Source organism: Flammeovirga aprica JL-4, assembly GCF_012844305.1.
Lineage (GTDB): Bacteria > Bacteroidota > Bacteroidia > Cytophagales > Flammeovirgaceae > Flammeovirga > Flammeovirga aprica.
The window spans coordinates 19,521-43,375 of record NZ_JABANE010000016.1; the positions used below are offsets into that span (position 1 = coordinate 19,521).

General features: G+C 36.0%; 20 protein-coding genes. 13 read left to right on the top strand and 7 right to left on the bottom strand.

Features of this window, described 5'->3' with window-relative positions; translation table 11 throughout:
* Positions 1-48: 48 nt before the first annotated feature.
* Entirely contained in the window at positions 49-1,821 is a 1,773-nt protein-coding gene (gene rho / locus HHU12_RS07835; RefSeq protein WP_169656194.1) for a transcription termination factor Rho, read from the bottom strand.
* Positions 1,822-2,033: 212 nt separating this feature from the next.
* On the bottom strand, positions 2,034-3,380 hold the full coding sequence (locus HHU12_RS07840; RefSeq protein ID WP_169656195.1) for a neutral/alkaline non-lysosomal ceramidase N-terminal domain-containing protein: 1,347 nt from the start codon (positions 3,378-3,380) through the stop codon (positions 2,034-2,036).
* A gap of 205 nt (positions 3,381-3,585) precedes the next feature.
* On the opposite strand from HHU12_RS07840, the gene HHU12_RS07845 reads away from it, so the two are divergent.
* The 6 genes from HHU12_RS07845 to HHU12_RS07870 all read left to right on the top strand — a co-directional run bounded on the left by HHU12_RS07845 (position 3,586) and on the right by HHU12_RS07870 (position 11,219).
* On the top strand, positions 3,586-4,257 hold the full coding sequence (locus tag HHU12_RS07845; RefSeq protein ID WP_169656196.1) for a DUF4136 domain-containing protein: 672 nt from the start codon (positions 3,586-3,588) through the stop codon (positions 4,255-4,257).
* Positions 4,258-4,294: 37 nt separating this feature from the next.
* Positions 4,295-4,882: an outer membrane beta-barrel protein gene (locus HHU12_RS07850; protein WP_169656197.1), complete on the top strand. Its 588-nt coding sequence runs from the start codon at positions 4,295-4,297 to the stop codon at positions 4,880-4,882.
* Positions 4,883-5,087: 205 nt separating this feature from the next.
* On the top strand, positions 5,088-5,552 hold the full coding sequence (locus HHU12_RS07855) for a hypothetical protein (RefSeq protein ID WP_169656198.1): 465 nt from the start codon (positions 5,088-5,090) through the stop codon (positions 5,550-5,552).
* A 225-nt stretch (positions 5,553-5,777) separates the two neighbouring features.
* On the top strand, positions 5,778-6,362 hold the full coding sequence (locus HHU12_RS07860; protein ID WP_169656199.1) for a TlpA family protein disulfide reductase: 585 nt from the start codon (positions 5,778-5,780) through the stop codon (positions 6,360-6,362).
* A 222-nt stretch (positions 6,363-6,584) separates the two neighbouring features.
* A complete protein-coding gene (rpoB, locus tag HHU12_RS07865) occupies positions 6,585-10,457 on the top strand; it encodes a DNA-directed RNA polymerase subunit beta (RefSeq protein WP_169656200.1) in 3,873 nt (1,290 codons plus the stop codon).
* A gap of 318 nt (positions 10,458-10,775) precedes the next feature.
* The gene (locus HHU12_RS07870; protein ID WP_169656201.1) at positions 10,776-11,219 is read left to right on the top strand and encodes a DUF5606 family protein; all 444 of its coding nucleotides are present in this window, start codon (positions 10,776-10,778) and stop codon (positions 11,217-11,219) included.
* Between the two features lie 50 nt (positions 11,220-11,269).
* Here HHU12_RS07870 and HHU12_RS07875 read toward each other — a convergent pair whose 3' ends face one another.
* The 3 genes from HHU12_RS07875 to HHU12_RS07885 all read right to left on the bottom strand — a co-directional run bounded on the left by HHU12_RS07875 (position 11,270) and on the right by HHU12_RS07885 (position 15,190).
* Positions 11,270-11,677: a response regulator gene (locus HHU12_RS07875; RefSeq protein ID WP_169656202.1), complete on the bottom strand. Its 408-nt coding sequence runs from the start codon at positions 11,675-11,677 to the stop codon at positions 11,270-11,272.
* A complete protein-coding gene (locus HHU12_RS07880) occupies positions 11,674-13,299 on the bottom strand; it encodes an ATP-binding protein (RefSeq protein WP_169656203.1) in 1,626 nt (541 codons plus the stop codon). Before HHU12_RS07880 ends, HHU12_RS07875 begins: the two co-directional genes overlap by 4 nt.
* A gap of 208 nt (positions 13,300-13,507) precedes the next feature.
* On the bottom strand, positions 13,508-15,190 hold the full coding sequence (locus HHU12_RS07885; RefSeq protein ID WP_169656204.1) for a DNA polymerase/3'-5' exonuclease PolX: 1,683 nt from the start codon (positions 15,188-15,190) through the stop codon (positions 13,508-13,510).
* A 164-nt stretch (positions 15,191-15,354) separates the two neighbouring features.
* Between HHU12_RS07885 and HHU12_RS07890 the strand changes: the two genes are divergently transcribed.
* From HHU12_RS07890 to HHU12_RS07900, 3 genes are all read left to right on the top strand, one after another.
* Positions 15,355-16,650, top strand: coding sequence for an Lcl C-terminal domain-containing protein (locus HHU12_RS07890; protein WP_205959819.1), 1,296 nt, complete (start codon positions 15,355-15,357; stop codon positions 16,648-16,650).
* 69 nt (positions 16,651-16,719) lie between these two features.
* The gene (locus HHU12_RS07895) at positions 16,720-17,784 is read left to right on the top strand and encodes a sensor histidine kinase (protein WP_169656205.1); all 1,065 of its coding nucleotides are present in this window, start codon (positions 16,720-16,722) and stop codon (positions 17,782-17,784) included.
* The gene (locus tag HHU12_RS07900) at positions 17,781-18,509 is read left to right on the top strand and encodes a LytR/AlgR family response regulator transcription factor (RefSeq protein WP_205959820.1); all 729 of its coding nucleotides are present in this window, start codon (positions 17,781-17,783) and stop codon (positions 18,507-18,509) included. The genes HHU12_RS07895 and HHU12_RS07900 overlap by 4 nt, the downstream gene beginning before the upstream one ends.
* Before the next feature lie 67 nt (positions 18,510-18,576).
* Here HHU12_RS07900 and HHU12_RS07905 read toward each other — a convergent pair whose 3' ends face one another.
* Positions 18,577-19,362, bottom strand: coding sequence for an SDR family NAD(P)-dependent oxidoreductase (locus HHU12_RS07905; RefSeq protein WP_169656206.1), 786 nt, complete (start codon positions 19,360-19,362; stop codon positions 18,577-18,579).
* A gap of 377 nt (positions 19,363-19,739) precedes the next feature.
* On the opposite strand from HHU12_RS07905, the gene panB reads away from it, so the two are divergent.
* Together panB and HHU12_RS07915 are read left to right on the top strand one after the other, a co-directional pair.
* Positions 19,740-20,558, top strand: coding sequence for a 3-methyl-2-oxobutanoate hydroxymethyltransferase (panB, locus tag HHU12_RS07910; RefSeq protein ID WP_169656207.1), 819 nt, complete (start codon positions 19,740-19,742; stop codon positions 20,556-20,558).
* A gap of 33 nt (positions 20,559-20,591) precedes the next feature.
* Positions 20,592-21,293 (top strand): RluA family pseudouridine synthase, encoded by a 702-nt coding sequence (locus HHU12_RS07915; RefSeq protein ID WP_062619544.1) that lies wholly within the window; start codon positions 20,592-20,594, stop codon positions 21,291-21,293.
* Between the two features lie 488 nt (positions 21,294-21,781).
* On the opposite strand, the gene HHU12_RS07920 is transcribed toward HHU12_RS07915, so the two are convergent.
* Positions 21,782-22,516, bottom strand: a complete 735-nt coding sequence (locus tag HHU12_RS07920; RefSeq protein ID WP_169656208.1) for a head GIN domain-containing protein — start codon at positions 22,514-22,516, stop codon at positions 21,782-21,784.
* Between the two features lie 307 nt (positions 22,517-22,823).
* On the opposite strand from HHU12_RS07920, the gene HHU12_RS07925 reads away from it, so the two are divergent.
* Together HHU12_RS07925 and HHU12_RS07930 are read left to right on the top strand one after the other, a co-directional pair.
* Positions 22,824-23,429 carry a hypothetical protein gene (locus HHU12_RS07925; RefSeq protein WP_044211173.1) on the top strand — a complete coding sequence of 202 codons (606 nt, stop codon included), beginning with the start codon at positions 22,824-22,826 and terminating at the stop codon, positions 23,427-23,429.
* Positions 23,426-23,716 carry a winged helix-turn-helix domain-containing protein gene (locus HHU12_RS07930; protein ID WP_044211174.1) on the top strand — a complete coding sequence of 97 codons (291 nt, stop codon included), beginning with the start codon at positions 23,426-23,428 and terminating at the stop codon, positions 23,714-23,716. Before HHU12_RS07925 ends, HHU12_RS07930 begins: the two co-directional genes overlap by 4 nt.
* Positions 23,717-23,855: the final 139 nt, after the last annotated feature.

Consider the following 23,855-nt stretch of genomic DNA (forward strand, 5'->3'; position numbering starts at 1 on the left):
CTTCAAGTACTAAGCTAAAAGTAGATGACTACTATTTTACCCTATTACTTATTTATTCATTGAGATCAAGAATTCTTCATTCGTTCTTGTTCCTCTCATATTACTTTGTAAGAATTCCATTGCTTCTGTTGACTTCATGTCAGACATCATTCTACGCATAATCCAAACACGTTGCAATGTATCTTTGTCCATCAATAGATCTTCTCTACGCGTACCTGACATTGGAATATCAATCGCAGGATAAATACGCTTATTAGCCAGTTTTCTATCCAATTGAAGTTCCATGTTACCCGTACCCTTGAATTCTTCAAAGATCACTTCGTCCATTTTCGATCCCGTATCAATCAATGCTGTAGAGATGATGGTTAATGAACCACCGTTTTCAACATTCCTTGCCGCACCAAAGAATTTCTTAGGCTTATGTAATGCGTTAGCATCCACACCACCAGAAAGGATCTTTCCAGATGATGGAGTAACGGTGTTATACGCACGGGCTAAACGAGTAATTGAATCTAATAGAATCACTACATCGTGAGAACATTCTACCATTCTTTTCGCTTTCTCCAGCACCAATGAAGAAACTTTCACGTGCTTATCTGCAGTTTCATCGAATGTAGAAGCAATCACTTCAGCGTTCACGCTACGTTGCATATCCGTCACCTCTTCCGGACGTTCATCAATCAGTAAGATGATCAAATAACATTCAGGGTGATTTTGTGCAATTGCGTTGGCCACTTCTTTCAATAGCACCGTTTTACCTGTTTTAGGCTGTGCTACGATCATACCACGTTGACCTTTACCAATCGGAGCAAATAAATCCAGCACACGTGTAGAGTAGATTTGCGGTTTAGTAGAAAGGTGTAATTGATCTTGTGGGAAAAGTGGCGTTAAATATTCAAAAGGAATACGATCACGAATTTCTTCAGTCGTTTTTCCGTTTACAGTATCAACTCTTAGTAAAGCAAAATACTTTTCACCATCCTTAGGAGGTCTTACATTACCTCTTACAGTATCACCTGTTTTCAGACCAAAAAGTTTGATTTGAGACGGTGAAACGTAAACATCATCAGGACTGGCCAAGTAGTTATAATCAGAAGATCTTAAGAAGCCGAAACCATCAGACATGATTTCTAAAACCCCTTCACTGCTGATTACCCCATCAAAATCCTTCACAGAGATTTTCTGCACAGGTTTTGGCGGTTCAGTAGCCTTTTGCTCAATGGCTTTATTTCTTTCCTGCTGAAGCGTAGGATTTTTTTCGTCCGTTTCGTCGTCCAAGAACATATCGAAGTCAGGCATATCGTCCAAAGGGTCAATACCTAAATCGATTTCTTCCCAAGACATAATATCGTCATGAGTAATAGGCTTAGGAGCATTGGATTGACCAGGGGTATTTTTCTGACCTTTCGCTTTCTTCGGGTCTTGATTTCTACCTCTCTGATTTGGATTACCTTTTTTCACGTTTTCTCTCTTCACTCTTTCTCTTGGAGCTGCTGAACGTTTGCTTAATCGGGCTTTCTCTGGTCTGCTTTCTTGTTTTTTGTTTTGACTAACGGGCTTTTCGCTCACTGGTTGAGGAGCTTTTTCTTTATCGTTATCGTTAGAGGCAGTTGGCGTAACTTTCGGGGCTTGCTCTACTTTCGCTGGCGCTTCAGACACAGGCTGTGCACCCTCATTTTTTTCTTGAGCCTTGATTTGATTTTCAATTCTCTCAATGAGTTCTTTCTTACGAAGGTTACTGAAATTTTTCATGCCAAGACTTTCTGCAATATCTTTCAACTCAGATAGCAGTTTAGCCTCTAGTAGCTTTCTTGTATACATAAAAATAAATGATGACGGTGTTTTCTACCGTCGATATAATGAAATACTTTATGAAGAAACTTAATTTTTATTATTAAGAGTATGTAGAATAGAAGCTATCTACATCGTAGTCACCTTACCGGAAGGATATAGGCATTTGTCGTGACTTTTAATATTATAAGCAAATCTAAGTTATCCTATTTAATTTCACAAGCTGAAATGATAAGATTACTTTAATTTCTAATCAATTTTTCGATAACATCTCCAAAATAAGCCCCATATTCAGGTCCTACCCAGTTCATTTCTCTGATTTCATAACTATGTAATGAGTCATAATAAGCGTCGCAAGTAACGTATCCAACATAGTTTCCGTTAAAGCTTGACAGCATAAAGTGTTTGTTATGTTCGTTTGCTAACGAGTCGAATTTATAATCCAACGCTATCTCACCAGAAAAATCAGAAGGAGCTCCAAACCAATCAATATCTCCTAATCTGAAATAGGTAATATCACCATTCAACCCTCCTGAGGCCATTTTAAATACCCAATCACGTACTTTTAAGTTCTTTTCAATTCTTACTTGTGAAGGTCTGAAGTCGATAGGTACTTTATGAATACCAGCATCCACTACATAATTAACAGCAGTGCTGTCCCATTTATTAAATATAGAGTCAGACAAAGCCTGCCCCATGTGTGTGATCATTTCAAAGTCTTTTTCACCATGTGGACTGTTAGGACCATGGCTTGCTACCATTCCGGCACAGTACATGGCAAAATCAATAGAAGGGTGACCTTCCAGATGTTCCACAAACTCCCCCGGATAATCTCTGGAGTAAATCCAGAAATCCATGTTCAGACAAGTGGCGTGTGCATTATAAGTGGTAATGACAGCTTGTTTTCCGTCTGTTCTGTTTATTTTAATGGCACGGATAGAATTTTCTTTTCTTCCTCCAGCCACTATTCTATTGTTAACCCAGTCTGGAGATTCTGTTTGTATAAAACCAATACCCCCTTTTGATTTTGTATTACGGGCTTCTTTTATAGCATTAAACGACGCATCAGTGATTTTTTGTGTAGCCTCTTCAGAATACTTTCCCATAGAAAGGTTGCCCAGTAATGAAGGATCAAAACCGCCCATACCATTATGAGTGTGGATTGCAGAGAAAAGTACTTGATCTGCAGTAAGCCCGATAGTCGGCAATAATTTTTCTAATCTTTTTCTGACTTCAATCGGAAAAATCATAAGATCCAGTGTCAGTACAAATGACTCACGGATTCCATCATCAAAAGCAAAAGCTCTAGCATAGAGAGAATCTCTTACAGCAGTGTACGCTGTTCTGAAGCCATATCCTGCCACAGGAAGTGAGATGTCTTTTGGAATAATAGGTTGAGCTGACCAGCCAATAAGAAGTGTGTCCTGAGTAGAAACTTCTTTGTGTATTGCAGATATAATATTATCTGTATTGATAATGGTGTTTTTATATTCATCCGTTGAATGCAGGGGTGTTCTGTCAATTGTCCCTATCAATACAACCGCCAATGTTAAAAGACCAATCAGGAAAATACTGAATTTTTTAAGCAAGAATACGGAAATTTTAAGCCTGTAATTAGAATGTCATAAAAATACTGAATCCCTTTTTACTATTACTAATTTTTAGCTTTAAAAGTTTTACTGTTGTATTAACAAAGTACACTCGCGTTTTTTAATAATAGTTTTTAGTGTTATTAAGATAAAAGTCTACTATATTTGCTCCTGTTAACATATTTGATAACCTCATTTTTTAATCATGAAAACTTTTTTTCTTAAAGCACTCGCCTTAATTGGTGTTATTGCATTCCTTCAAGGCTGTTATCCCGGAGGTGCTGAGTACACAAGCGACCTGGATATTGCCATTTCACAATATGATTCTGCTCAGGATTTGAGATCATATAGAACTTACTTCTTAGTAGATACAATGTCTGTGACTACAGCGGGTAATGCACAGGGTCTGACTGTAGAAGAAAGAGAAGAAATAATTACTTATACCAATCAGCAATTACAAAATATTTTGGGATTGTCACCAATTACAAACCCAACAGCAGAAAGCGATGCTGATATTGTAGTACAATTATCTCAGATTGCAGTGCAGCAATCAGGTGTTGCATGGCAACCGCCTTACTGGCCCGGCTATCCAGGTTTCCCGGGTTATCCAGGCTACCCAGGTTATCCGTGGTATGGCGGAGGATATACTTATTACTCTTACAGCAATGGAACAATTTTAGTTGATTTCATTGACGTTCAAAAAACAATTGATGCCAACAATCCTCCTTTAGCAGATGATCGTTTTGTATTAGTACTAGGCTGGCAGGGTGCATTGAACGGTGTTTTATCACGTGCTAACAGCGTACCGTTGGTAAAAGATGGTATCACTGTTTTATTTGATCAATTCAATACTGCAAAAGCAGGTACAGATAACTAAGAAACAATCACCTGATCTATTCAAAAGAACTTAAATCATGAAAAAATATATTGCAACCCTTTTGTTGGTTTTCACTGGCTTTTTTGCTTCTGCACAGCAGTCAGATTTCATCATCTCTTATCAAATGTCTCTTCCTTTAGGAAGCACAAGTGATTATATCAGCTCTTTCAGTGGAAGAGGTATAGGCCTTGAGTGGAGAAAACATTTGCTGACAACTCCTGTTTCATTTGGTTTTTCAGTAAACTGGAATGTACTGTATCAAAAAGTTGAAGAACGCTACAACAACCCTAGTGAAGGTGTGGTGGCAGATGGTAAGCAGTACAGATATATGAATACTGTACCTATATTATTGCATGCTGATTATTACTTTAATAAAGATGGAATTGTAAATCCTTTCGTTGGAGTAGGCTTAGGCACATATTATATAAACCAAAGAACTTCATTTGGTCAGTGGGCATTTATTGAGAAGAACTGGCACTTTGGTGTAGCTCCAGAAGTGGGTGTGATTGCAGATGTAAGCCCTTCTTTCAATATGCTCTTTACGGTACGTTATAATCACGCATTCAAGGCTGGAAATGCAACAGATCATTCTTATTTAGGCTTTAATGTTGGATTTGTATTCTAAGAAAAGAATACCGAAACAAAATACTACACCTAGCTGAAATGAAATATAAATTTTATTACAGCTAGGTATTTTTAATGAGCAATTATTTTTCTCTTTAAAAATCTGAAAATGAGTTAATAATCAAACTAAATAAGGAAACACTGTAACCTTATTTGTTACATTGAGTATTAAATTATAAAATAAAAATTAAGCACAATCTACAACAATGAAAAAAATGCTATTCATCGCATCTCTTCTTTTGGGAACATCAATGATGATCAACGCTCAAACGATAGATGCAGAAACAATAAAGTCGGTTATCAAAACTGAAAAAAGAATCTTCTTCATGGAAAACATGGATTTATCTTTAGAAGAAGCGACAAAGTTTTGGGAGTTATATGACAAGTTTGAATTAGACAACTCGGAGTTATCAAGAGAAAAGACAAAATTATTTGAAGAGTTGATTAGTGAAACAGATGGTATCTCTGATGAAGAAGCATTAACTATGGTCAATGATCTTATGGTAATCCAGCAGAAAAACTTGAAGTTGAAAAAGAAGCATATGAAAATTATGCAGAAGGAGTTGTCTCCAAAAACAGTCGCTCGTTTTTATCAATTAAATGAATTGGTGAATAGCTTCTTGAAAACACAAATCTTAAGTGAATTACCAGTGGTTCAAAGTAAAAAGTAACTTTTGCCTTAGTAAAAAATTATAGATAGTAAAGCCTCAGTATTTTTGAAAAAGATACTGAGGCTTTTTCATTCTTAATTCTTTCTTTAATAACCCCTTTTCTTTTGTCCTATTACTCAAAGTATTGTAAGTAAAAGGAAAAAGATCGACTAAGTTGTGAATCTTTTCTGGTATTAAGAATAGAGATTTTTTTATGCAGTATAAAATAAGAACAGCCTATTTAATATGAATATTTCAAAACAAACCATCATTAAAGAACTAAAATCATGGGGATTCTTCGTCATTCTTTTAGGAGGACTTTATATTACAGGAGTATTACCTGAAGTTTCCGCTTTATTGCAAAGGGGTTTATTAATGACGGGGTTGATGAATGCATCTTCTACTGAAGAATATGTAGGGAAAACAGATTACAATTGGAAGTTAGAAACATTTGAAACAAGCGAGATCGTAGATTTCTCGTCTTTCAAGGGAAAAAAAGTATTTCTTAATGTTTGGGCTTCATGGTGTCCACCTTGTATTGCCGAGATGCCAAGCATAGAAAAACTATATCAACATTTTCAGGATGACGATAATGTGGTCTTTGTTATGCTGAATGTGGATGAAGATAAAGAGAAGGCTGATAAATTTTTAAAGCGGAAAGGTTTCAGTTTCCCTAATTATAGAAGGAAGACCTCTACTCCATCCGTTTTCCAGAGTAACAGTATTCCATCTACCTATGTCATTAATGAAAAAGGAGAAGTGATCTTCAAACATCAGGGATTAGCGAACTACTATTCAGAGAGTTTTATAAATATGCTAACAATACAATGACATTTCTTAAGTTATTTAGTATTGTTGATAAAACTTATGCCAATAAGAGTATGACTTTAGTAACTTTTGTCTATATTTGCAAGTTGCATGTAAAATATATTATTTGCATCGGGCAAAATAGTCTATTTACTTGCAATAATTTACATTTTGGCGCCTCTGTTTAGGATGGTACGAGTTACCATATAAGCAGATAGTTTTTGAAACTTAAAAAAGAATACCACCTTGGCAACATTCAAGAACGGTAGAAAGAATTTTGCATCAGCAAAAAGAGTACTGGGTTACCCAGACTTCTTAGATGTACAGTTTAAGTCTTTCCACAATTTCTTCCAAATCGACACTCCACCGGAATTACGTGAAGATGAAGGTCTTTACAAAGTATTCATGGAGAATTTCCCAATTACAGATTCTCGTGAGAACTTTAATTTGGAATTTATTGATTATACAATTGATCCTCCAAAATACACTGTTGATGAGTGTGTAGAAAGAGGTTTGACTTTTAGTGTACCGTTAAAAGCGAAGTTAAAGCTTTCTTGTAGCGACGAAGATAACGAGGATTTTGAAACCATCGAACAAGATGTGTTCTTAGGAAATATTCCTTACATGACTCCTCGTGGATCGTTTGTAGTTAATGGTGCAGAACGTGTAATCGTTTCTCAGTTACACAGATCTCCAGGTGTGTTCTTTGCTCAATCAAAACACACTAACGGTACTAAACTTTACTCTGCAAGAGTAATTCCTTTCAAAGGATCATGGATCGAATTTGCAACAGACGTTAACAACGTGATGTATGCTTATATCGACCGTAAAAAGAAATTCCCAGTGACGATGCTTCTTCGTTCGATCGGTTATGGATCAGACAAAGACATCTTAGACCTATTCGAACTTTCTGAGGAAATCGAGGTAACGAAAGCAAACCTTGCTCAGTTAGAGAATAGAACATTGGCTGCTCGTGTTCTTAAAACATGGACAGAAGACTTCGTAGATGAGGATACAGGTGAGGTAGTTTCTATCGACCGTAACGATGTAATCTTAGAGCGTGATCATATCATCTCTGAGGAGGATCTTGAATTGATCGAAGACGCAGGTGTTAACTCTGTGATCGTTCATAGAAAAGATATCAACATCAACGATTTCCGTATCATCTTCGATACATTAGCAAAAGATAATTCAAACTCAGAGAAGGAAGCGGTACACCAAATCTACCGTCAACTTCGTAACACTGAGGCTCCTGATGATCAGACTGCACGTGATATTATCAACAACTTGTTCTTCTCAGACAAACGTTACGATTTAGGTGAAGTAGGTCGTTACAAACTTAACCGTAAGTTACAGTCGGAGACAGGCATGGAAGTGCGCGTACTGACTAAAGAAGATATTGTCAAAATCATCAAGCACTTGATCCACTTGATCAACTCTAAAACAGTAGTTGATGATATTGACCACTTGTCAAACCGTCGTATCCGTACGGTGGGTGAGCAACTTTACTCTCAATTCGGAGTAGGTTTAGCTCGTATGGCACGTACTATTAAAGAGCGTATGAACGTTCGTGATAACGAAGACTTTAAGCCAGTTGACTTGGTAAATGCTCGTACGTTATCATCAGTGATTAACTCGTTCTTCGGTACCAACCAGCTATCTCAATTCATGGACCAGACTAACCCTCTTGCAGAGGTAACGCACAAGCGTCGTATCTCAGCATTAGGACCAGGTGGTTTATCAAGAGAGCGTGCAGGTTTCGAGGTTCGTGACGTTCACTACACTCACTACGGTCGTCTTTGTACTATTGAGACACCAGAAGGTCCAAACATTGGTCTGATTTCATCTCTTACGGTATATGCTAAAGTAAACAGCATGGGATTCATTGAGACTCCTTACCGTAAAGTAACAGACGGTGTTGTTGACATTGAAGACAATAACGTTACTTATATCTCTGCTGAAGAGGAAGATGAGAAATTCATCGCTCAAGCTAAGACTGACTTAGATGAGAACAACCGCTTCACTGAAGAGTTTGTAAAAGTACGTTATGAGGGTGACTTCCCGCTTAAAGCGCCAGAAGACATCCAATATATGGACGTTGCTCCAAACCAAATTGTATCGATTGCCGCATCATTGATTCCTTTCTTAGAGCATGATGATGCCAACCGTGCATTGATGGGATCCAACATGCAGCGTCAAGCCGTGCCATTATTGAAGCCTGAAGCTCCAATCGTAGGTACTGGTTTGGAAAGAAACGTAGCAATTGACTCTCGTACTGTAGTTCTTGCAGAAAAAGACGGTGTGGTAGATACAGTTGATGCGAATGGTATTCATATGAGATATGATCTTACAGAGGACGAAAAGTTAGCTACTTTCGAAGACGATGTAAAATCACACAACTTGGTGAAGTTCCGTAGAACGAACCAGGATACTTGTATGAACATGCGCCCTATCGTGAAGAAAGGGGACAGAGTAAAACAAGGTGACGTTCTTTCTGAAGGTTATTCTACTGAAAATGGCGAATTGGCAATTGGTAAAAACTTACTAGTAGCCTTCATGCCTTGGCAGGGATATAACTTTGAGGATGCGATTGTAATCTCAGAGCGTGTAGTACGTAATGACGTTTATACATCACTTCACATTGTTGAACATGAATTAGAAGTGCGTGACACTAAGCGTGGTGAGGAAGAATTAACTTCTGAAATCCCTAACGTTGGTGAAGACGCAGTGAAAAACCTTGACGAAAACGGTATTATCCGTGTAGGTTCACGTGTTCGTCCTGGTGATATCTTAATTGGTAAGATTACTCCTAAAGGAGAATCAGACCCAACTCCAGAAGAAAAATTATTACGTGCTATCTTCGGTGATAAAGCAGGTGATGTAAAAGACGCTTCATTAAAAGCTTCTCCTTCTTTAATTGGTACAGTAATCGACACTCGTCTATTTGCTCGTCCTAAGAAAGACAAAGAGATGCGTGCTAAAGCTAAGAAAGAAGTTGAGTTATTGAAAAAGCAATACTCACGCGACTTGAAAGGCTTAGAGAATAAGATGATGTCTAAATTGATTGAGTTATTGGACGGTATGACTTGTGAAGGCGTATTCCATAAATTCGGTCAAGAAGTGATGAGCAAAGGAGTTACTTTCTCTGATGCAAACATCGCTGAAAACATCTTCTCTGGAGAGAACCCATTCCGTGATGATTCAAGTTATGCAGTTCCTGAGGAAGTGAACCTAATAGGTGACCTTATCTTAGACAACTGGACGTCTGATACTCGTATCAACGAATTAGTACGTTCGACTGTGAAGAACTACGTGAATGCTCGTAACGAAGTAACTGGTTACTTCAAGCGTGATAGATTTACTCTAGAAGTAGGTGACGAATTACCAACAGGTATCGTGAAGCTTGCTAAAGTTTACATCGCTAAGCGTCGTAAATTGAAAGTAGGTGATAAGATGGCCGGTCGTCACGGTAACAAGGGTGTTGTTGCGAAGATCGTTCCTGAAGAGGATATGCCATTCTTAGAGGACGGTACTCCAATGGACATCTGCTTGAACCCTCTAGGTGTACCTTCACGTATGAACATCGGTCAGATCTATGAAACTGTTCTAGGTTGGGCTGGTTTGAAAATGGGTAGAAAATATGCAACTCCAATCTTTGATGGTGCTTCTGAAGAAGAAGTAGTAGCAGAATTGAAAGAAGCAGGTTTACCTGACTTTGGTCGTGCTCAATTATATGATGGTTTAACAGGTGATCCATTCCACCAAAGAGTTTCTGTTGGTGTGATGTACATGCTGAAACTAGGTCACTTAGTTGATGATAAGATGCACGCCCGTTCTATTGGACCTTACTCGTTGATTACTCAACAGCCATTAGGTGGTAAGGCACAGTTTGGTGGTCAGCGTTTCGGTGAGATGGAAGTTTGGGCATTAGAGGCATTTGGTGCAGCTAATGTACTTCGTGAAATCTTAACTGTGAAGTCTGATGACGTTCAAGGACGTGCGAAAGCATACGAGGCAATTGTTAAAGGCGACAACATGCCGAATCCAAACGTTCCAGAATCATTCAACGTATTGGTGCACGAACTTCGCGGTTTAGCACTAGAGATTACGCTACAGTAATTCTGGTCTCAACAAGACTAAAAAGCCAAAATGTATATATAAAAACCTGTGGAGTTCTCTCCATGGGTTTTTTCACATTTTAAGGGGATATGATTTTTGGTGGTTTTGTTGATAATTCTTCCTTTCAATTCATCAATTACTGCTCAAGTACACGATACTAGCTATTTCTTAATAATTAATGACAGGTAATTATTGAGAAATCATAAGATGATTTATTAAATTGCGTAGCATTTTTGATAAGAAAAATCGGTAAGTCATGAACTCTATTGCTGCACAAAGTGTAGAGTACATGGATATAATGATATAAAATAATTAAATATGAATTTAAAAGATATTGCTTCAGTTGCTGGTAAACCTGGCTTATTTAAGATTGTAAAACCATCTCGTACGGGTGTGATCGTAGAATCTTTAGAGGTAAAGCCTAAGAAAACCATTGTGAATGCAAGTCAAAGAATCTCTATCTTGAAAGAGATTTCTATGTATGTGACGGGTGAGGCTGAAGAGTCAGTAGCATTAGAGGAAGTTTTCCAATCTATCAAATCTAAATTTGGTGTTGGTATCTTGACTGATGTAGACACAAAAAGCGAGGATGACCTAGAAGATTTCATCACTTCAGTGCTTCCTAACTGGGATCAGGATCGTATCTATACATCTGACATCAAAAAATTAGTGACATGGTACAACAAGCTTTCAGAGTTCTACCCTGAAGCTTTAGAAGATACAAAAGAAGAAGAAAAAGACGAAGAGGCATCTGCTGAATAGTCCCAAACTTTCTTGAGAAAAGGCTTGAAAATGAAAATTTTCAAGCCTTTTTAGTAAGGAAAAAATTCTTCTAATACAGTTTGGAAACCATCTTTAGTAAGTGGTTTGGTCATAAACTTTTTAACTGTAGGGTGCTTCTCTCCTCTACTTTTATCATCTGGATTTAAACTTGTTGTGAGCATTACAACAATGGTATTGTCTACAAGTTCAGAAGGCAAACTTTCAAACTCATCTAGGAATTCCCATCCATTCATTCTTGGCATATTGATATCAAGAAAAATCAATAAAGGTCCGTCTTCACTTTGACTTTTCAAGAACTCAAGTCCTTGTTGCGCCAGCATTTTGATCTCAATTTTAGCATCAGTAAGTTTTGATGATTTAATGATCATCTCATGAAGAAAGTTAACGGGTTCATCATCGTCAATCAATAGAATTTGGTTCAATTTTTCTCGGTTCATTCTTTTTCTGTATTAATAGTAAAATAAAAAGTACTTCCCACCCCCACTTCGGATTCAACCCATATTTGACCATGGTGCAGGTTGATGATTTTTTGACAATGTGCTAAACCAATACCAGTTCCATCCTCTCCATTTTCACTTTTGGAAGAGAGTCGCTGGAAAATAATAAAGATCTTTTGCAGGAATTTTTCATCAATTCCCACTCCATTGTCTTGGATACCAAACATCCATTCTCCATCTATAAGAGCGGATGATATTTTAATAAAAGGAGCTTCAGTTGATTTTCTGAATTTAATAGCATTACTAATTAGATTTTGGAATAATAGTCTTAACTCAAGCGGATAGCCGTAGATAACTGGTAGATCAATGTATTCAATGATAGTATTTGTTTCATTAATGACAACTTGCATATCATCTTGGACATCATGGAGAATATCATTGACGTTGACCGCTTTTAATTCTCTATTTTTTCCAAGTCTTGAATATTCAAGCAATCCATGAATCAGCATTGACATTCTCTTTGATGCTTGACCAATATAGTAAATAAACTTCTGAGAATCTTTACTTAATTGTGATAGATCTTGCCCTTGTAGTAAATCAGAGAAACTTGAAATGGTTCTAAGTGGCTCCTGTAAGTCATGTGACGTGATAAAAGCAAACTGTTCAAGCTCTTTGTTTTTTCCTTTCAAGACTTTTTGAGCCTTCTCCATCTCTTCAATTCGTATATGGTCCAATTGATACATATACATATAATCCATTATGATCCCGATAAAAGGGATCACATAAGAAATGACCTTTAAGAAGTGTGCAATGTTAAAATGCTCATCAAATAGTCTGTCAGAACCAAATGCCATATGAATTTGAGTGGCAATTGCAGGAATCATACTCCATAATAAAGCTTCTACAAATATGCTCGGGTCTTTCTTTTTAAGAGCAGGTATAAGCGTAGTAAACAATAAGATGAATAATACCAAAGCAATGATGTCAAAAGGTCTGCTTATCCAGAAATGAGGATAAGTGGTTCTTGGCAAGGAAGGAGCAACAGCACAATAATGAACGATTCCGTATGTAATAATCAAGACAATAAACCATATTACCCACATAATATGGTTCTTTCTATATTTTAGAATTACTTCATTATAGTTGATGACAAGGGTAATACCAAACAATAAAATTGAAGCATTAAAAGTTCTTGATAATGCCCAAGTAAAAGGGATAAAATTATTATTATTGGCAATAGACTCAATAATTTTACTTGACGCTAGCGTATGAAATGCATCCATACATCCAGCAAAAAGCAAAGCTATGCCAATGATAGGGACAGTAGTGTTGCCTGTCATTTTATACTGAATAAAGCTTAACGCCGCAGTTGCTATTGCTATTGTAACTGCACTCCATTCTAATATTAAATGCACAAAATACCCAATATACTCTTCAAATAGAAGAGCTCTTACACTTACATTATCCAATATGGAGTCTTCTATATGGCTAATAGATGGATTTCCAAAGTCGAAGAATGTGAGCTGCAGTATAAGTGGAGCAATACTTATTATTATAGTAGCCCAAATTATACTCTTAGGTAAATTAGCAATGTACTTGCTGGTTTCTTCTGTTTTTAACATGTAAATAAAGGGCCTCAAAAATTAGTATAAAAAGATACTCAATTTTAAAATGCGCTACTATTATCTACTTTCAATTTCTATATAATGTAAAATCAATTATTTATAAAGTACTTTTTATAGACAGAAATCATTACAAACAAAAATGCCGAAATGAATTGGTATTCACTTCGGCATTGAGAGTATGTTTGGAATATCTCTAATAGTGATATTATTTTTTTCTTGATTTGAAATACTCTTCTATTTCTTCTCTATTCAATGCATTAAAAGTCATCTCTTTGGTTAAGCCTCCTTTCTGCCCGACCAATAAACCGTAATGCATATCAGCATATCCTTCAACGGCATGAGCATCTGGATTCAAGGATAATTTCACACCTTTTTCCAATGCATAATGTACCCATCTCCAATCGAGATCCAAACGCCATGGACTAGAATTTATTTCAATAACAACACCGTGTTTCGCACAAGCATCAATGACAGCTTTATGATCGATAGGATAGCCTTCTCTTCTTAATAAAAGTCTACCTGTTGGGTGACCAAGAATAGTAGTTGCAGGGTGTTGAATGGCTTTAATTAAACGTTCTGTTGCCTTTTCCTTTGTCATTGTCAAAGGTGAATGTATAGAGGAAACAACAAAATCAAAAGTCGCCAATACATCGTCATCATAATCCAGACTGCCATCAGAGAGGATATCAGATTCAATACCTTTGAAAATCTTAAAAGGAGCTAATTCCTTATTTAATTCATCAATTTCCTGATGCTGTTTTTCAATTCTTTCCACAGAAAGACCGTTGGCATAGAAAGCTGTTTTAGAGTGATCTGAAATTCCCAAGTACTCATACCCTTGTTCCTTCAAATAAACAGCCATTTCTCTCAATGTATTCTGCCCATCAGAGTAATCAGAGTGATTATGCAAAGATCCTTTTAGGTCGCTGTCCTGTACTAGTTCTGGAATTCCATTTTTTACAAAATCTTCATCAAAAAGACCTTCTCTCAAAGGTGCAGGGAAAAATGGAAGTCCCGCCTTTTCATAAATCTCTTCCACAGAAGTTACCTCTTCTTTTCTCAATACCTCTGCCAATGACATGTTCCCTTCTTTTTGTAATTGAAGGTGCTGAACAGTAGCACTTTTTTGGAAAGATAGTTTGATAAACTCTTCAGGAGAAACAACAAAAATTTCTAACAGACTTTCGTTTTCACCAATTGTACCTCTTAAAGTTAAAGGAATGCTTTTTTCAAGATCAATCGAAGCACCTTCGTATTCTTTAATGATTTCGACCAAAGAAGATGTACTTTCAGTGGCAATAGTAAATTGGAAAGTCTCTACTACTTCTCGATGCAATGACAATGCCCCAGCAGTTGCTACTTTAAGCTCTTTCTTTTGAAGAAAATCGATAAAATCATTCGCTACTACTTCTGCTTTTGCATAATGCATTCGCTTACGGTTTTCCTGCAAGAATAAAACTTGCTGAAGAATTTTAGCTTCTGTTTTAGCCGCAAAACCTTTTAAAGTCTGTACCTTATTCTCCTCACAAGCTACCTTCAGTTTTTCTAAAGAATCGATATCCAATTCTTTCCAAAGTGTAGCAATTTTCTTAGGACCAACACCACTCAATCCCATCATCTCAATGACTCCATCTGGTGTTTTTTCTTCCAATTCTTCCAGCTCCTTGAAAGTTCCTGTTTCAAAAAGCGTTAATAATTTTTCAGCCATTGTTTTAGATAAGCCCACTCCCACTAAACCTTCTTGATCTAAGGCAATAAGAGGGGTACCCGCATTTTCCATGCTTTGAATCGCTGAACTGTAAGCTCTTGTTTTAAAAGGATTAGCACCGTGCAGTTCCATTAGTGAGGTAGTTAAACGGAACTTTTTGATTATATCTTTATTTGTCATTGTCTGTATTGAAATTGAGGTTTAAAGTTAAGAAAAAGAGTGATTAATGAAGAATGATATAAACTTTAATTCGTCGATAAAAACCTCCAATTGGTAGATTGTGCTTCTTTCAGAATAATCTCAAAACTACATTTGGATAACATTAATCTTAAAGATCAATCATCATGAAAAAATCTATTTTTAAACTAAGCATACTAACAGGACTTTTGGCTTTTATGACTTTTAGTTTTACTTCTTGCTCTCAGGAAGATGAAATCATTGAAGACACGGAGGAAAATCCTGAAGCTCCTGGAAATAATCTGCCTGATATATCAGGATACCCGGTTGTGGGAACGAATCAAACTACCTTTTTTAATAATTCACAATCAACCACAACACAAGCGGAAGGAGATAACTTTTTTGGTCAAAATGCGAACTACTTAGGTAATGAACCTTCCTATACAGATAATAACGATGGAACGGTAACAGATAATGTGACAGGCCTTATGTGGCAACAGAGTTTTGATCATGACGGAGACGGAACTATTGATGTGAATGATAAACTGACTTATAGTGAAATCCTTGCTTTGGTAGAAAACGGTTTCACTTATGCAGGCTATTCTGATTGGAGGGTACCGACCATCAAAGAGATGTATTCATTGATTTTATACAGCGGAAAAGATATTGCTCCCGAAAGTACTTCAGGGACAGATTTAACTCCTTTTATTGATAACAATACCTTTGAGTTTGCTTATGGAGATGTAAGTGCTGGTGAAAGGTTAATTGATATGCAATGTGCGACAACCAATGTCTATGTGAGTAAAGAAGTAGAAACGTTAGTATTTGGTGTCAACTTCGCTGATGGACGTATAAAAGGTTACGGTACTAGAAACCCACACGGAAGTGGTGATAAGGCTTTCAATTATTTATTGGTAAGAGGAAATGCTACTTATGGTCAAAACGACTACACTGATAATGGAGATGGAACGGTAACGGATAAAGCGACAGGTTTGATGTGGTCTACGGCTGATAATGCGGAGGCAGTTTTATGGCAAGATGCATTGAAATATGCTGAAAACAATGAATTGGCTGGTCATACAGATTGGAGATTGCCGGATGCAAAAGAATTACAAAGTATTGTTGATTACGACCGTTCGCCAGCCACACATAATTCAGCTTCCATTGATCCTGTTTTTGAATGTACAAAGATCATTAACGAAAGAGAGGAGGAAGATTTCCCTTGGTATTGGTCGAGTACAACGCATGAGTCGATGGCGAATCAAGGTGGAGGAAGTGCAGTTTATGTTGCTTTCGGTAGAAGTTTAGGAAATATGAACGGATGGATCGATATTCATGGAGCAGGTTCTCAAAGAAGTGACCCTAAAACAGGTGATCCGGCAGATTATGAAGAGGGTTTTGGTCCTCAGGGTGATGCTATCAGAATTTATAATTACGTTCGATTAGTAAGAACAGTAGAATAGAGTGTTTTTTGAGGTAAGAGGTATTTTGTACTTCTTACCTTATTTCTCTTAAATATCTTTTTAAAGAAAATGCAGAAGCAGGTCAATCAGGTTCCGTTTATTTTGACCACATTAGTTTGGTTACTTTTATTCTCCATGCCTTTATTGTTTGGGGATTATGAGAACGGAATAAAGTGGAATCATATTCATAAAATTTGGGCAGAGTACGCAGTGTTGTTGATGGTTTATCTTGTCAATCACTTTTACTTTATGCCTAAATTCTTTTTCAAGGATAAAAAGGTCAAGTACTTTATTCTTGTAGGAATAAGTATCATCGCTTTATCGGTGGTGGTGTATTATATGCATACTTATTTTGAAAATCAACGCCTGCCAAGGATGAGACCTAGAGATCATTTTCCTCCTATGCATCCACCTCATCAAATGATTAGACAGAAAGAATTTGTACCTCCTTATGCCAATTTTATTATTCTGAGTATTCTTCTGATTGGGTTTGATTCCAGTCTTTTATTTTTCAGTAAATGGACGAAATCAGAGCAAAATAAATTAAAGACGGAGAAGGAAAACATCGCTAACAAAATGGCTTTTCTGAAAACACAAATCAGCCCTCATTTCTTTATGAATACCTTAAATAATATTCATGCATTAATAGATTTTGATAAGGAAAAAGCACAGGAAGCGATCATTAGTTTATCACAGATGATGGACTATATGCTTTATGATTCTCAATCGTCTAAAGGTTCTCTTTCTGAGGAAATTAATTTTATAAAAGGCTATATCGATTTGATGAAATTACGATTGATGGATGACTTCGATCTAAAAGTGGAAATTCCTGATGAATTACCTCAAGTGGAAGTCCCTCCTTTATTGACGATTTCATTAATTGAAAATGCATTCAAGTATGGTGTAAGTTATAATGAACCTGCTTTTATTCATTTAAAATATACTATTGAGAATAATCAATTGCATTTCTTTATTTCCAATAGAATACATCAGCATCAGAAGAAAAATAAAGGGTCAGGAATTGGCTTGGTGAATACAGAAAAAAGACTGGATCTGTTGTTTGGTGATGATTATTCTTTAGATATTAATCAGGAAGACGACATCTTTACTGTAAACCTAAAAATCCCGTTATGATTAGATGTATTGCCATAGATGATGAACCTTTAGCATTAAAGCAAATCCAAAGTTATGTGGAGAAGATTCCTTCTTTTCAGTTGATAAAAACATTTACAAGCGCCATCAATGCCATTCAATTTTTGAATGAAGAAGAGGTAGACTTGATGTTTGTGGACATTAATATGCCGGATCTTTCGGGGATGGAATTTGTGAAATCACTAACGAATCCTCCTAAGGTGATTTTCACTACAGCTTATAGAGAATATGCGGTAGAAGGTTTTCAGGTAGATGCGGCAGATTATTTAGTGAAGCCTATCTCTTTTCCTGTATTTTCAAAGTCGTTGGAAAAAACGAAATCGAGGTACTTTTCTGAAGCAAAACCTATTGAAGAAATAGAATCTACAGTAAAGAAAGAGAGCGATTTTCTGTTTATCAAAACGGATTATAAGATTGTCAGAATAAAGTTTGAGGAGATAAAATACATTGAGGGAATGAAGGATTATATCCGAATCCATCTTGTGGAAGGTAAGCCTTTGATGATTTTATTTAGTTTGACGAAAGTGATGGATTTCCTTCCTTCAGAGAACTTTTTGAGAGTGCATCGCTCTTATATCGTGAATCTGAATGAGATTGTGAGCATTAGTAGAAATAGAATTTATTTTGATGGGGATGTGGTATTGCCTGTGAGTGATCAGTATAAGGAGAGTTTTCAGGAGTTTATTAATAAGCACTTTTTGAAGTAGTGATTTCCTTGTGATTTTTATAGACCTTCGGTCTTGTGGTTTTGCGGGTAGACACATAGGTCTACCCCTACGACGAGCTGACTAATTTTTCGAATACTTTTGGTAAAAAACGCTTGATTAAAACTGCCATTTTTTCTCTTGGTCTGCCGATTACGACTTCACTTTTTCCGTTTGTGACTGCTTTTACAATGTCTTGTGCAGCTTTTTCTACAGTAATTCCTCCTTTTCCTTCATCCAAATGACCTTGTGTTGAGCCATCACCTAAAAGAGCATTTTTAGCGAGGTCCGTTTTTACATACCCCGGTAAAATATTGGTGATTTGAAGATTAGGAATGACATTTTCTGCTCTTAATGAATCAAAGAAACCTAAGAGTGCGTGTTTGGAAGAAGAGTAAGCGGTTCTTTCTGGAACGCCGAATTTTCCTTGCACACTATTAATAGAAACTATAATGGGGTTTGATACTTTCCTGAGGTAAGGTAATGAGGCTTTGGTGAGGTAAAGTGGTCCCCAAAAATTGACTTTAAAGATTTGCTCAAAAGTGTCGTATGAAGTTTCTTCAAAACCGGCTCTTTGGCTGATTCCGCCTATATGAAAAATGCAATCAATCTTCTCATAAATAGCATAAGCCTCTTTCGCTTTTTGATGTAAAATCTCTTTATCATCCGCAAGGTCTAAAGGCAAAATGCTTACTTCCACTTTTGGATCAATATTCCTTTTTACTTCCTCTAATTTATCTTGATTTCTAGCAGAGAGTATCAACTTTGGATTTTGCTGACTTAATAATAAAGTAACTGCTTTTCCAATACCTGAAGATGCTCCTGTAATCCAGCAAACTTTGTTCTCAAACCTCATTTTTTTATTCATGCCCGAAAATACAATCTATATTTTTATTTAAATGAGATACGTAATTAAAAGTGATAGTTTTAAGAGATCTGCGGTTTATTTTGAGGGAAGTAATCGTAAATCAATAGCAAGAATTAGTATTAAAAACTTTTGTCTTAGTACTTGTTGACAAAAAGTAAGACAAAGATCATCCGTTAGAGGGGTTTAGTGGATCTTTATCACTGTTATGAATCAACAGATACTTCGTATATTTGCAAATCAATTTGAAATAGATAAAAGTATCCCATCAAAATTAATTTTTACTATTTATTGTTGTGATCAACAACTAGTAAAGAGGTTATTATTGAAGGAGTACGAAGAGGAATTCATATTAACATAAAAATCAAATGTCAGTCCATAAATCAGGTATAAAAAAGGTTACTACACATCAATTAGCAGCAATGAAAGAAAGAGGTGAGAAAATATCTATGCTTACCGCTTACGATTATTCAATGGCTAAGATTATTGATGGTGCAGGTATTGATGTTATTTTAGTAGGTGATTCGGCATCCAATGTGATGGCAGGTAACGAAACTACTTTACCAATCACTTTAGATCATATGATTTATCACGCTACTTCTGTAGTCAACGCTGTTGACCGTGCGTTAGTAGTGGTGGACATTCCTTTCGGTAGCTACCAAGGTAGTTCAACTGAAGCATTGCGCTCTGCGATCCGTATCATGAAAGAGTCAGGCGGACATGCTGTAAAAGTTGAAGGCGGAAAGGAAATTGAGGATTCTGTAAAAAGAATTTTATCAGCTGGAATTCCAGTAATGGGACATTTGGGATTAACACCTCAATCTATTTATAAGTTTGGTACGTATACAGTAAGAGCGAAAGAAGAAGCTGAAGCTCAGAAGTTAATTGACGATGCCAAGCTGTTAGAAGAATTAGGATGTTTTGCCTTAGTATTAGAAAAAATCCCTTCAGCATTAGCAGAAAGAGTTGCAAAAGAGTTGACTATACCGGTGATCGGTATTGGTGCTGGTTCTGGAGTGGATGGACAAGTATTAGTTGTTCATGATATGCTGGGTATTACACAAGACTTTAAACCACGTTTCTTAAGGAGATATGCCAACATTGGCGGTATGATGACAGAAGCAGTTCAGCATTATATTCAAGATGTGAAAGCGGTAGATTTCCCGAACGAAAAAGAACAATACTAATTCATTTTTGAGTTAGTCTAAAATTTCGAAACTATGAAAATCGATCAATCACAAGTCATCTATGAAGACAATCATTTAGTGGTTGTGAATAAAGCTCCAGGTATTCTTGTACAAGGGGATGAAACAGGTGATGAGACTCTTTTGGATATTGTAAAAGAGTATATCAAAGAAAAATACAATAAGCCTGGTGCTGTATTTTTAGCACCCGTTCACCGTTTGGATAGACCTGTAAGTGGTGTTGTTGTTTTTGCCCGTACTTCAAAAGCGGCAGAAAGAATGGCGAAGATCTTTCAAGACCATAAGATTACAAAAAAATATATCGCTCTAGTTGGTAAAAAACCTCAGTACGATGAGGATACAATGATCAACTGGATGAAGAAAGATCCTAAGAAGAACCGTTCGCATGTTTACCAATCTGAGAAAAAAGGCGGTAAGTATGTGGAAACGTATTATCAAATGCTAGGAAGAGTGGGTGATAACTACTGTTTGGAGGTAATTCCGAAGACAGGTCGTTCGCACCAAATCCGTGCACAGTTAGGTAACATTGCTTCTCCAATTGTTGGTGATATGAAATACGGTGCTCCAAAAAGAATCATGAAAGGTAAATTAATTTTCCTTCATGCGAGAGAATTGGAATTTGAGCATCCTGTGAAAAAAACGCCTGTACGTTTTACGGCGAAACTTCCTGATCATGATGTGTGGAGAAACTTCACAGAAATGGCGGCAAGTATCTAATAAAAGAAGATACTTATTCACATAATATTAAAAACCTCTGTGTTTTCAGGATTGGAAATGCAGAGGTTTCTTTATTTTATCAACATTAGTGTTGGTAACTCTTGTTGGTAAGTGCAATTGTGAATAAGTCTCTTTTTGAGATTAAAATAGGTGTTTAGAAAATAAATAAGCAGGTGTTAGCATTGTGAATAACTTAATTCACATTGTTGATTAAGCAAGTTAAATAATTATTAATCAACAATTTATAATGTTGATAATATTTTGAAAAACTACTTATTCACATTAATGTTAGTTGCTTAAGTATTGGAAGGTCAAAAAAGAACTTATTATAGATTTCTGTTCTTAAGTTCAAAGAAATAGTAGAATGTTGGTAAGATTGAATTCGTTAAATAATAGATATTCACACTCATAAAACCGTATTCTTTAAAAACGAAAAACCCTAAGCTTGATCAACTTAGGGTAATATTAAATATGTGAATTGTAATTAGTTATAAAATAGAAGTAGGATCACCTTCCACTTTTACAGTTCCACTACCAGAATTTCGAATGTATAAAACACCATCACAGTGTACATGTACATTACCTGAACCTGCGTTTGTCACACTCACATCTTTTGAAATAAGTTGATCAGCATTCAAATCTCCAGAACCTTCCAATTTTGCATTCAATGCATTGTTTGTCCCATATAGAGAAATGTCTCCACTTCCGCTTCTTGTAGCAGTCACAGTATTTGTTGTTATTTTTTCGACATTAATATTTCCTGAACCATCAAGTTTAATATCAATAGTATTAGCAACCTGTGAAGCATCTTCAACAGTGATATCACCACTTCCTGCTATCTTAAGTGCCAACTCATCAGATTGAAGATTATAAACAACAGCCTTTCCACTCCCATTCACATTTACTCTATTTAAAGAAGCAACATTGAGATAAAGATTGAAGTCATAATTTTTGAAATTCTTCTCAAAATCAATGAATAAAATCCCATTGCGAACATTATAGGATAAATGATCCATTACTTCTTGTTGTGTCACTACAGTTGCAGATTGATTATCGCTTTGATCAATGACAACATCACCGGCCAAGTTTAATTCAATTCCAGTTATTGTTTCTTCTATTTCTAAATCAAATGTCTTCTTTGGAGATCCTGCAACATTTTCAGAGATATTACAACTAGAAAATAAAACAATTGAACTAAGTAGAATTAAAATTAAGTTTCTCATTTTTTATAGTTTATAAAATTATTATGGTTTACATCATGATGACACGCCGAGGGAATTTTACCCCTATTGTAAGATCAAAATTAATTTAACTGATAGCCTTTTTGTCAGATTATCAGTGTTTTATTATTTGTTTTTTTAACGATTTAGCTTGTAAGTCAGTTTTACATAAAAAGGGCAAGTAGTTACAAGAAATGTTTTTTATAGCATAATTAATCTTGAAATGTAGTTATCCCTAAGTACTGTTTTTCTTGTTGAATTTTGAAAATTAAAAATATATTCACTTACTTTGGATTACAAAGTACTTTTTATGAAAGAACAAGATTACATCAACGACTTAAAAGAAATCAAGGATATTATGAACCGTTCATCTCGGTTTATCTCCTTGAGTGGCCTCTCTGGAATCAGTGCTGGGATTTGTGCATTAGTAGGAGCATACTTCGCTTATGATATTCTATATAATATCGGTTATGAAAGAAATATTATAAGTGAAAAAAAGATTGATGCCCTTATCATCACCGGTGCAGTAACATTATTGGCGGCGATTGGTTCTGCTTTATATTTTACATTTTCTGAAGCAAAGAAAAACGGTCAGAAACTATGGGACCTTCAAGCGAAAAGGTTATTGATCAATTTGATGATACCACTGGCAACGGGTGGTTTACTGACATTGGCTTTAGTAGCAAAAGGGTTTATTGGTTTAGCCGCTCCTCTGACTTTGATTTTTTATGGGCTTGCACTCGTGAATGCTAGTAAATATACCATCTCAGAACTACGTGGTCTTGGGATAATTGAAATAATTTTAGGACTTTTGGCGACGCAATTTATTGGATACGGTTTATGGTTCTGGACAATAGGCTTTGGATTCTTGCATATTGCATATGGTCTATACATGTATTTTAATCCTCAAAAGTGAAAGACTTATTAAACAATTTAAATAAAGCATTTGAAAATAAAGTTCGATTGGGAATTATGGCGGCACTTGTTGTAAATGAGTACCTGGATTTTAATTCCCTCAAAGAACTGCTCGGTGTCACAGATGGCAACTTGGCGAGTCACTTGAAGTATTTGGAGAAAAATGAGTTTGTTTCGGTGAGAAAAGAGTTTTTGAACCGTAAACCCAATACCAAATATTCTGCTACCAATGAGGGTAAAGTGGCTTTCCAAAAACATATTAAAGCCATTGAAGATTTACTAAAATAAAAAATTTTAAACTATTACTTTGTATTTCAAAGTACTTTTAAATTATACAATTATGTACAAAAACTTATTTCGAAGAGAAGAAAAAATACTCAAAAGAAGGTTAGATAAAGTGGTACTTCAAGTGATGCTAAGGCATTGG

Bases quoted from the DNA above. Each gene is read 5' to 3' on its own strand.
- rho (WP_169656194.1), bottom strand. From the start codon at position 1,821: ATGTATACAAGAAAGCTACTAGAGGCTAAACTGCTATCTGAGTTGAAA.
- HHU12_RS07845 (WP_169656196.1), top strand. From the start codon at position 3,586: ATGAAAACTTTTTTTCTTAAAGCACTCGCCTTAATTGGTGTTATTGCA.
- HHU12_RS07850 (WP_169656197.1), top strand. From the start codon at position 4,295: ATGAAAAAATATATTGCAACCCTTTTGTTGGTTTTCACTGGCTTTTTT.
- HHU12_RS07855 (WP_169656198.1), top strand. From the start codon at position 5,088: ATGAAAAAAATGCTATTCATCGCATCTCTTCTTTTGGGAACATCAATG.
- HHU12_RS07860 (WP_169656199.1), top strand. From the start codon at position 5,778: ATGAATATTTCAAAACAAACCATCATTAAAGAACTAAAATCATGGGGA.
- HHU12_RS07870 (WP_169656201.1), top strand. From the start codon at position 10,776: ATGAATTTAAAAGATATTGCTTCAGTTGCTGGTAAACCTGGCTTATTT.
- HHU12_RS07875 (WP_169656202.1), bottom strand. From the start codon at position 11,677: ATGAACCGAGAAAAATTGAACCAAATTCTATTGATTGACGATGATGAA.
- HHU12_RS07880 (WP_169656203.1), bottom strand. From the start codon at position 13,299: ATGTTAAAAACAGAAGAAACCAGCAAGTACATTGCTAATTTACCTAAG.
- HHU12_RS07885 (WP_169656204.1), bottom strand. From the start codon at position 15,190: ATGACAAATAAAGATATAATCAAAAAGTTCCGTTTAACTACCTCACTA.
- HHU12_RS07890 (WP_205959819.1), top strand. From the start codon at position 15,355: ATGAAAAAATCTATTTTTAAACTAAGCATACTAACAGGACTTTTGGCT.
- HHU12_RS07895 (WP_169656205.1), top strand. From the start codon at position 16,720: ATGCAGAAGCAGGTCAATCAGGTTCCGTTTATTTTGACCACATTAGTT.
- HHU12_RS07900 (WP_205959820.1), top strand. From the start codon at position 17,781: ATGATTAGATGTATTGCCATAGATGATGAACCTTTAGCATTAAAGCAA.
- HHU12_RS07905 (WP_169656206.1), bottom strand. From the start codon at position 19,362: ATGAGGTTTGAGAACAAAGTTTGCTGGATTACAGGAGCATCTTCAGGT.
- panB (WP_169656207.1), top strand. From the start codon at position 19,740: ATGTCAGTCCATAAATCAGGTATAAAAAAGGTTACTACACATCAATTA.
- HHU12_RS07915 (WP_062619544.1), top strand. From the start codon at position 20,592: ATGAAAATCGATCAATCACAAGTCATCTATGAAGACAATCATTTAGTG.
- HHU12_RS07920 (WP_169656208.1), bottom strand. From the start codon at position 22,516: ATGAGAAACTTAATTTTAATTCTACTTAGTTCAATTGTTTTATTTTCT.
- HHU12_RS07925 (WP_044211173.1), top strand. From the start codon at position 22,824: ATGAAAGAACAAGATTACATCAACGACTTAAAAGAAATCAAGGATATT.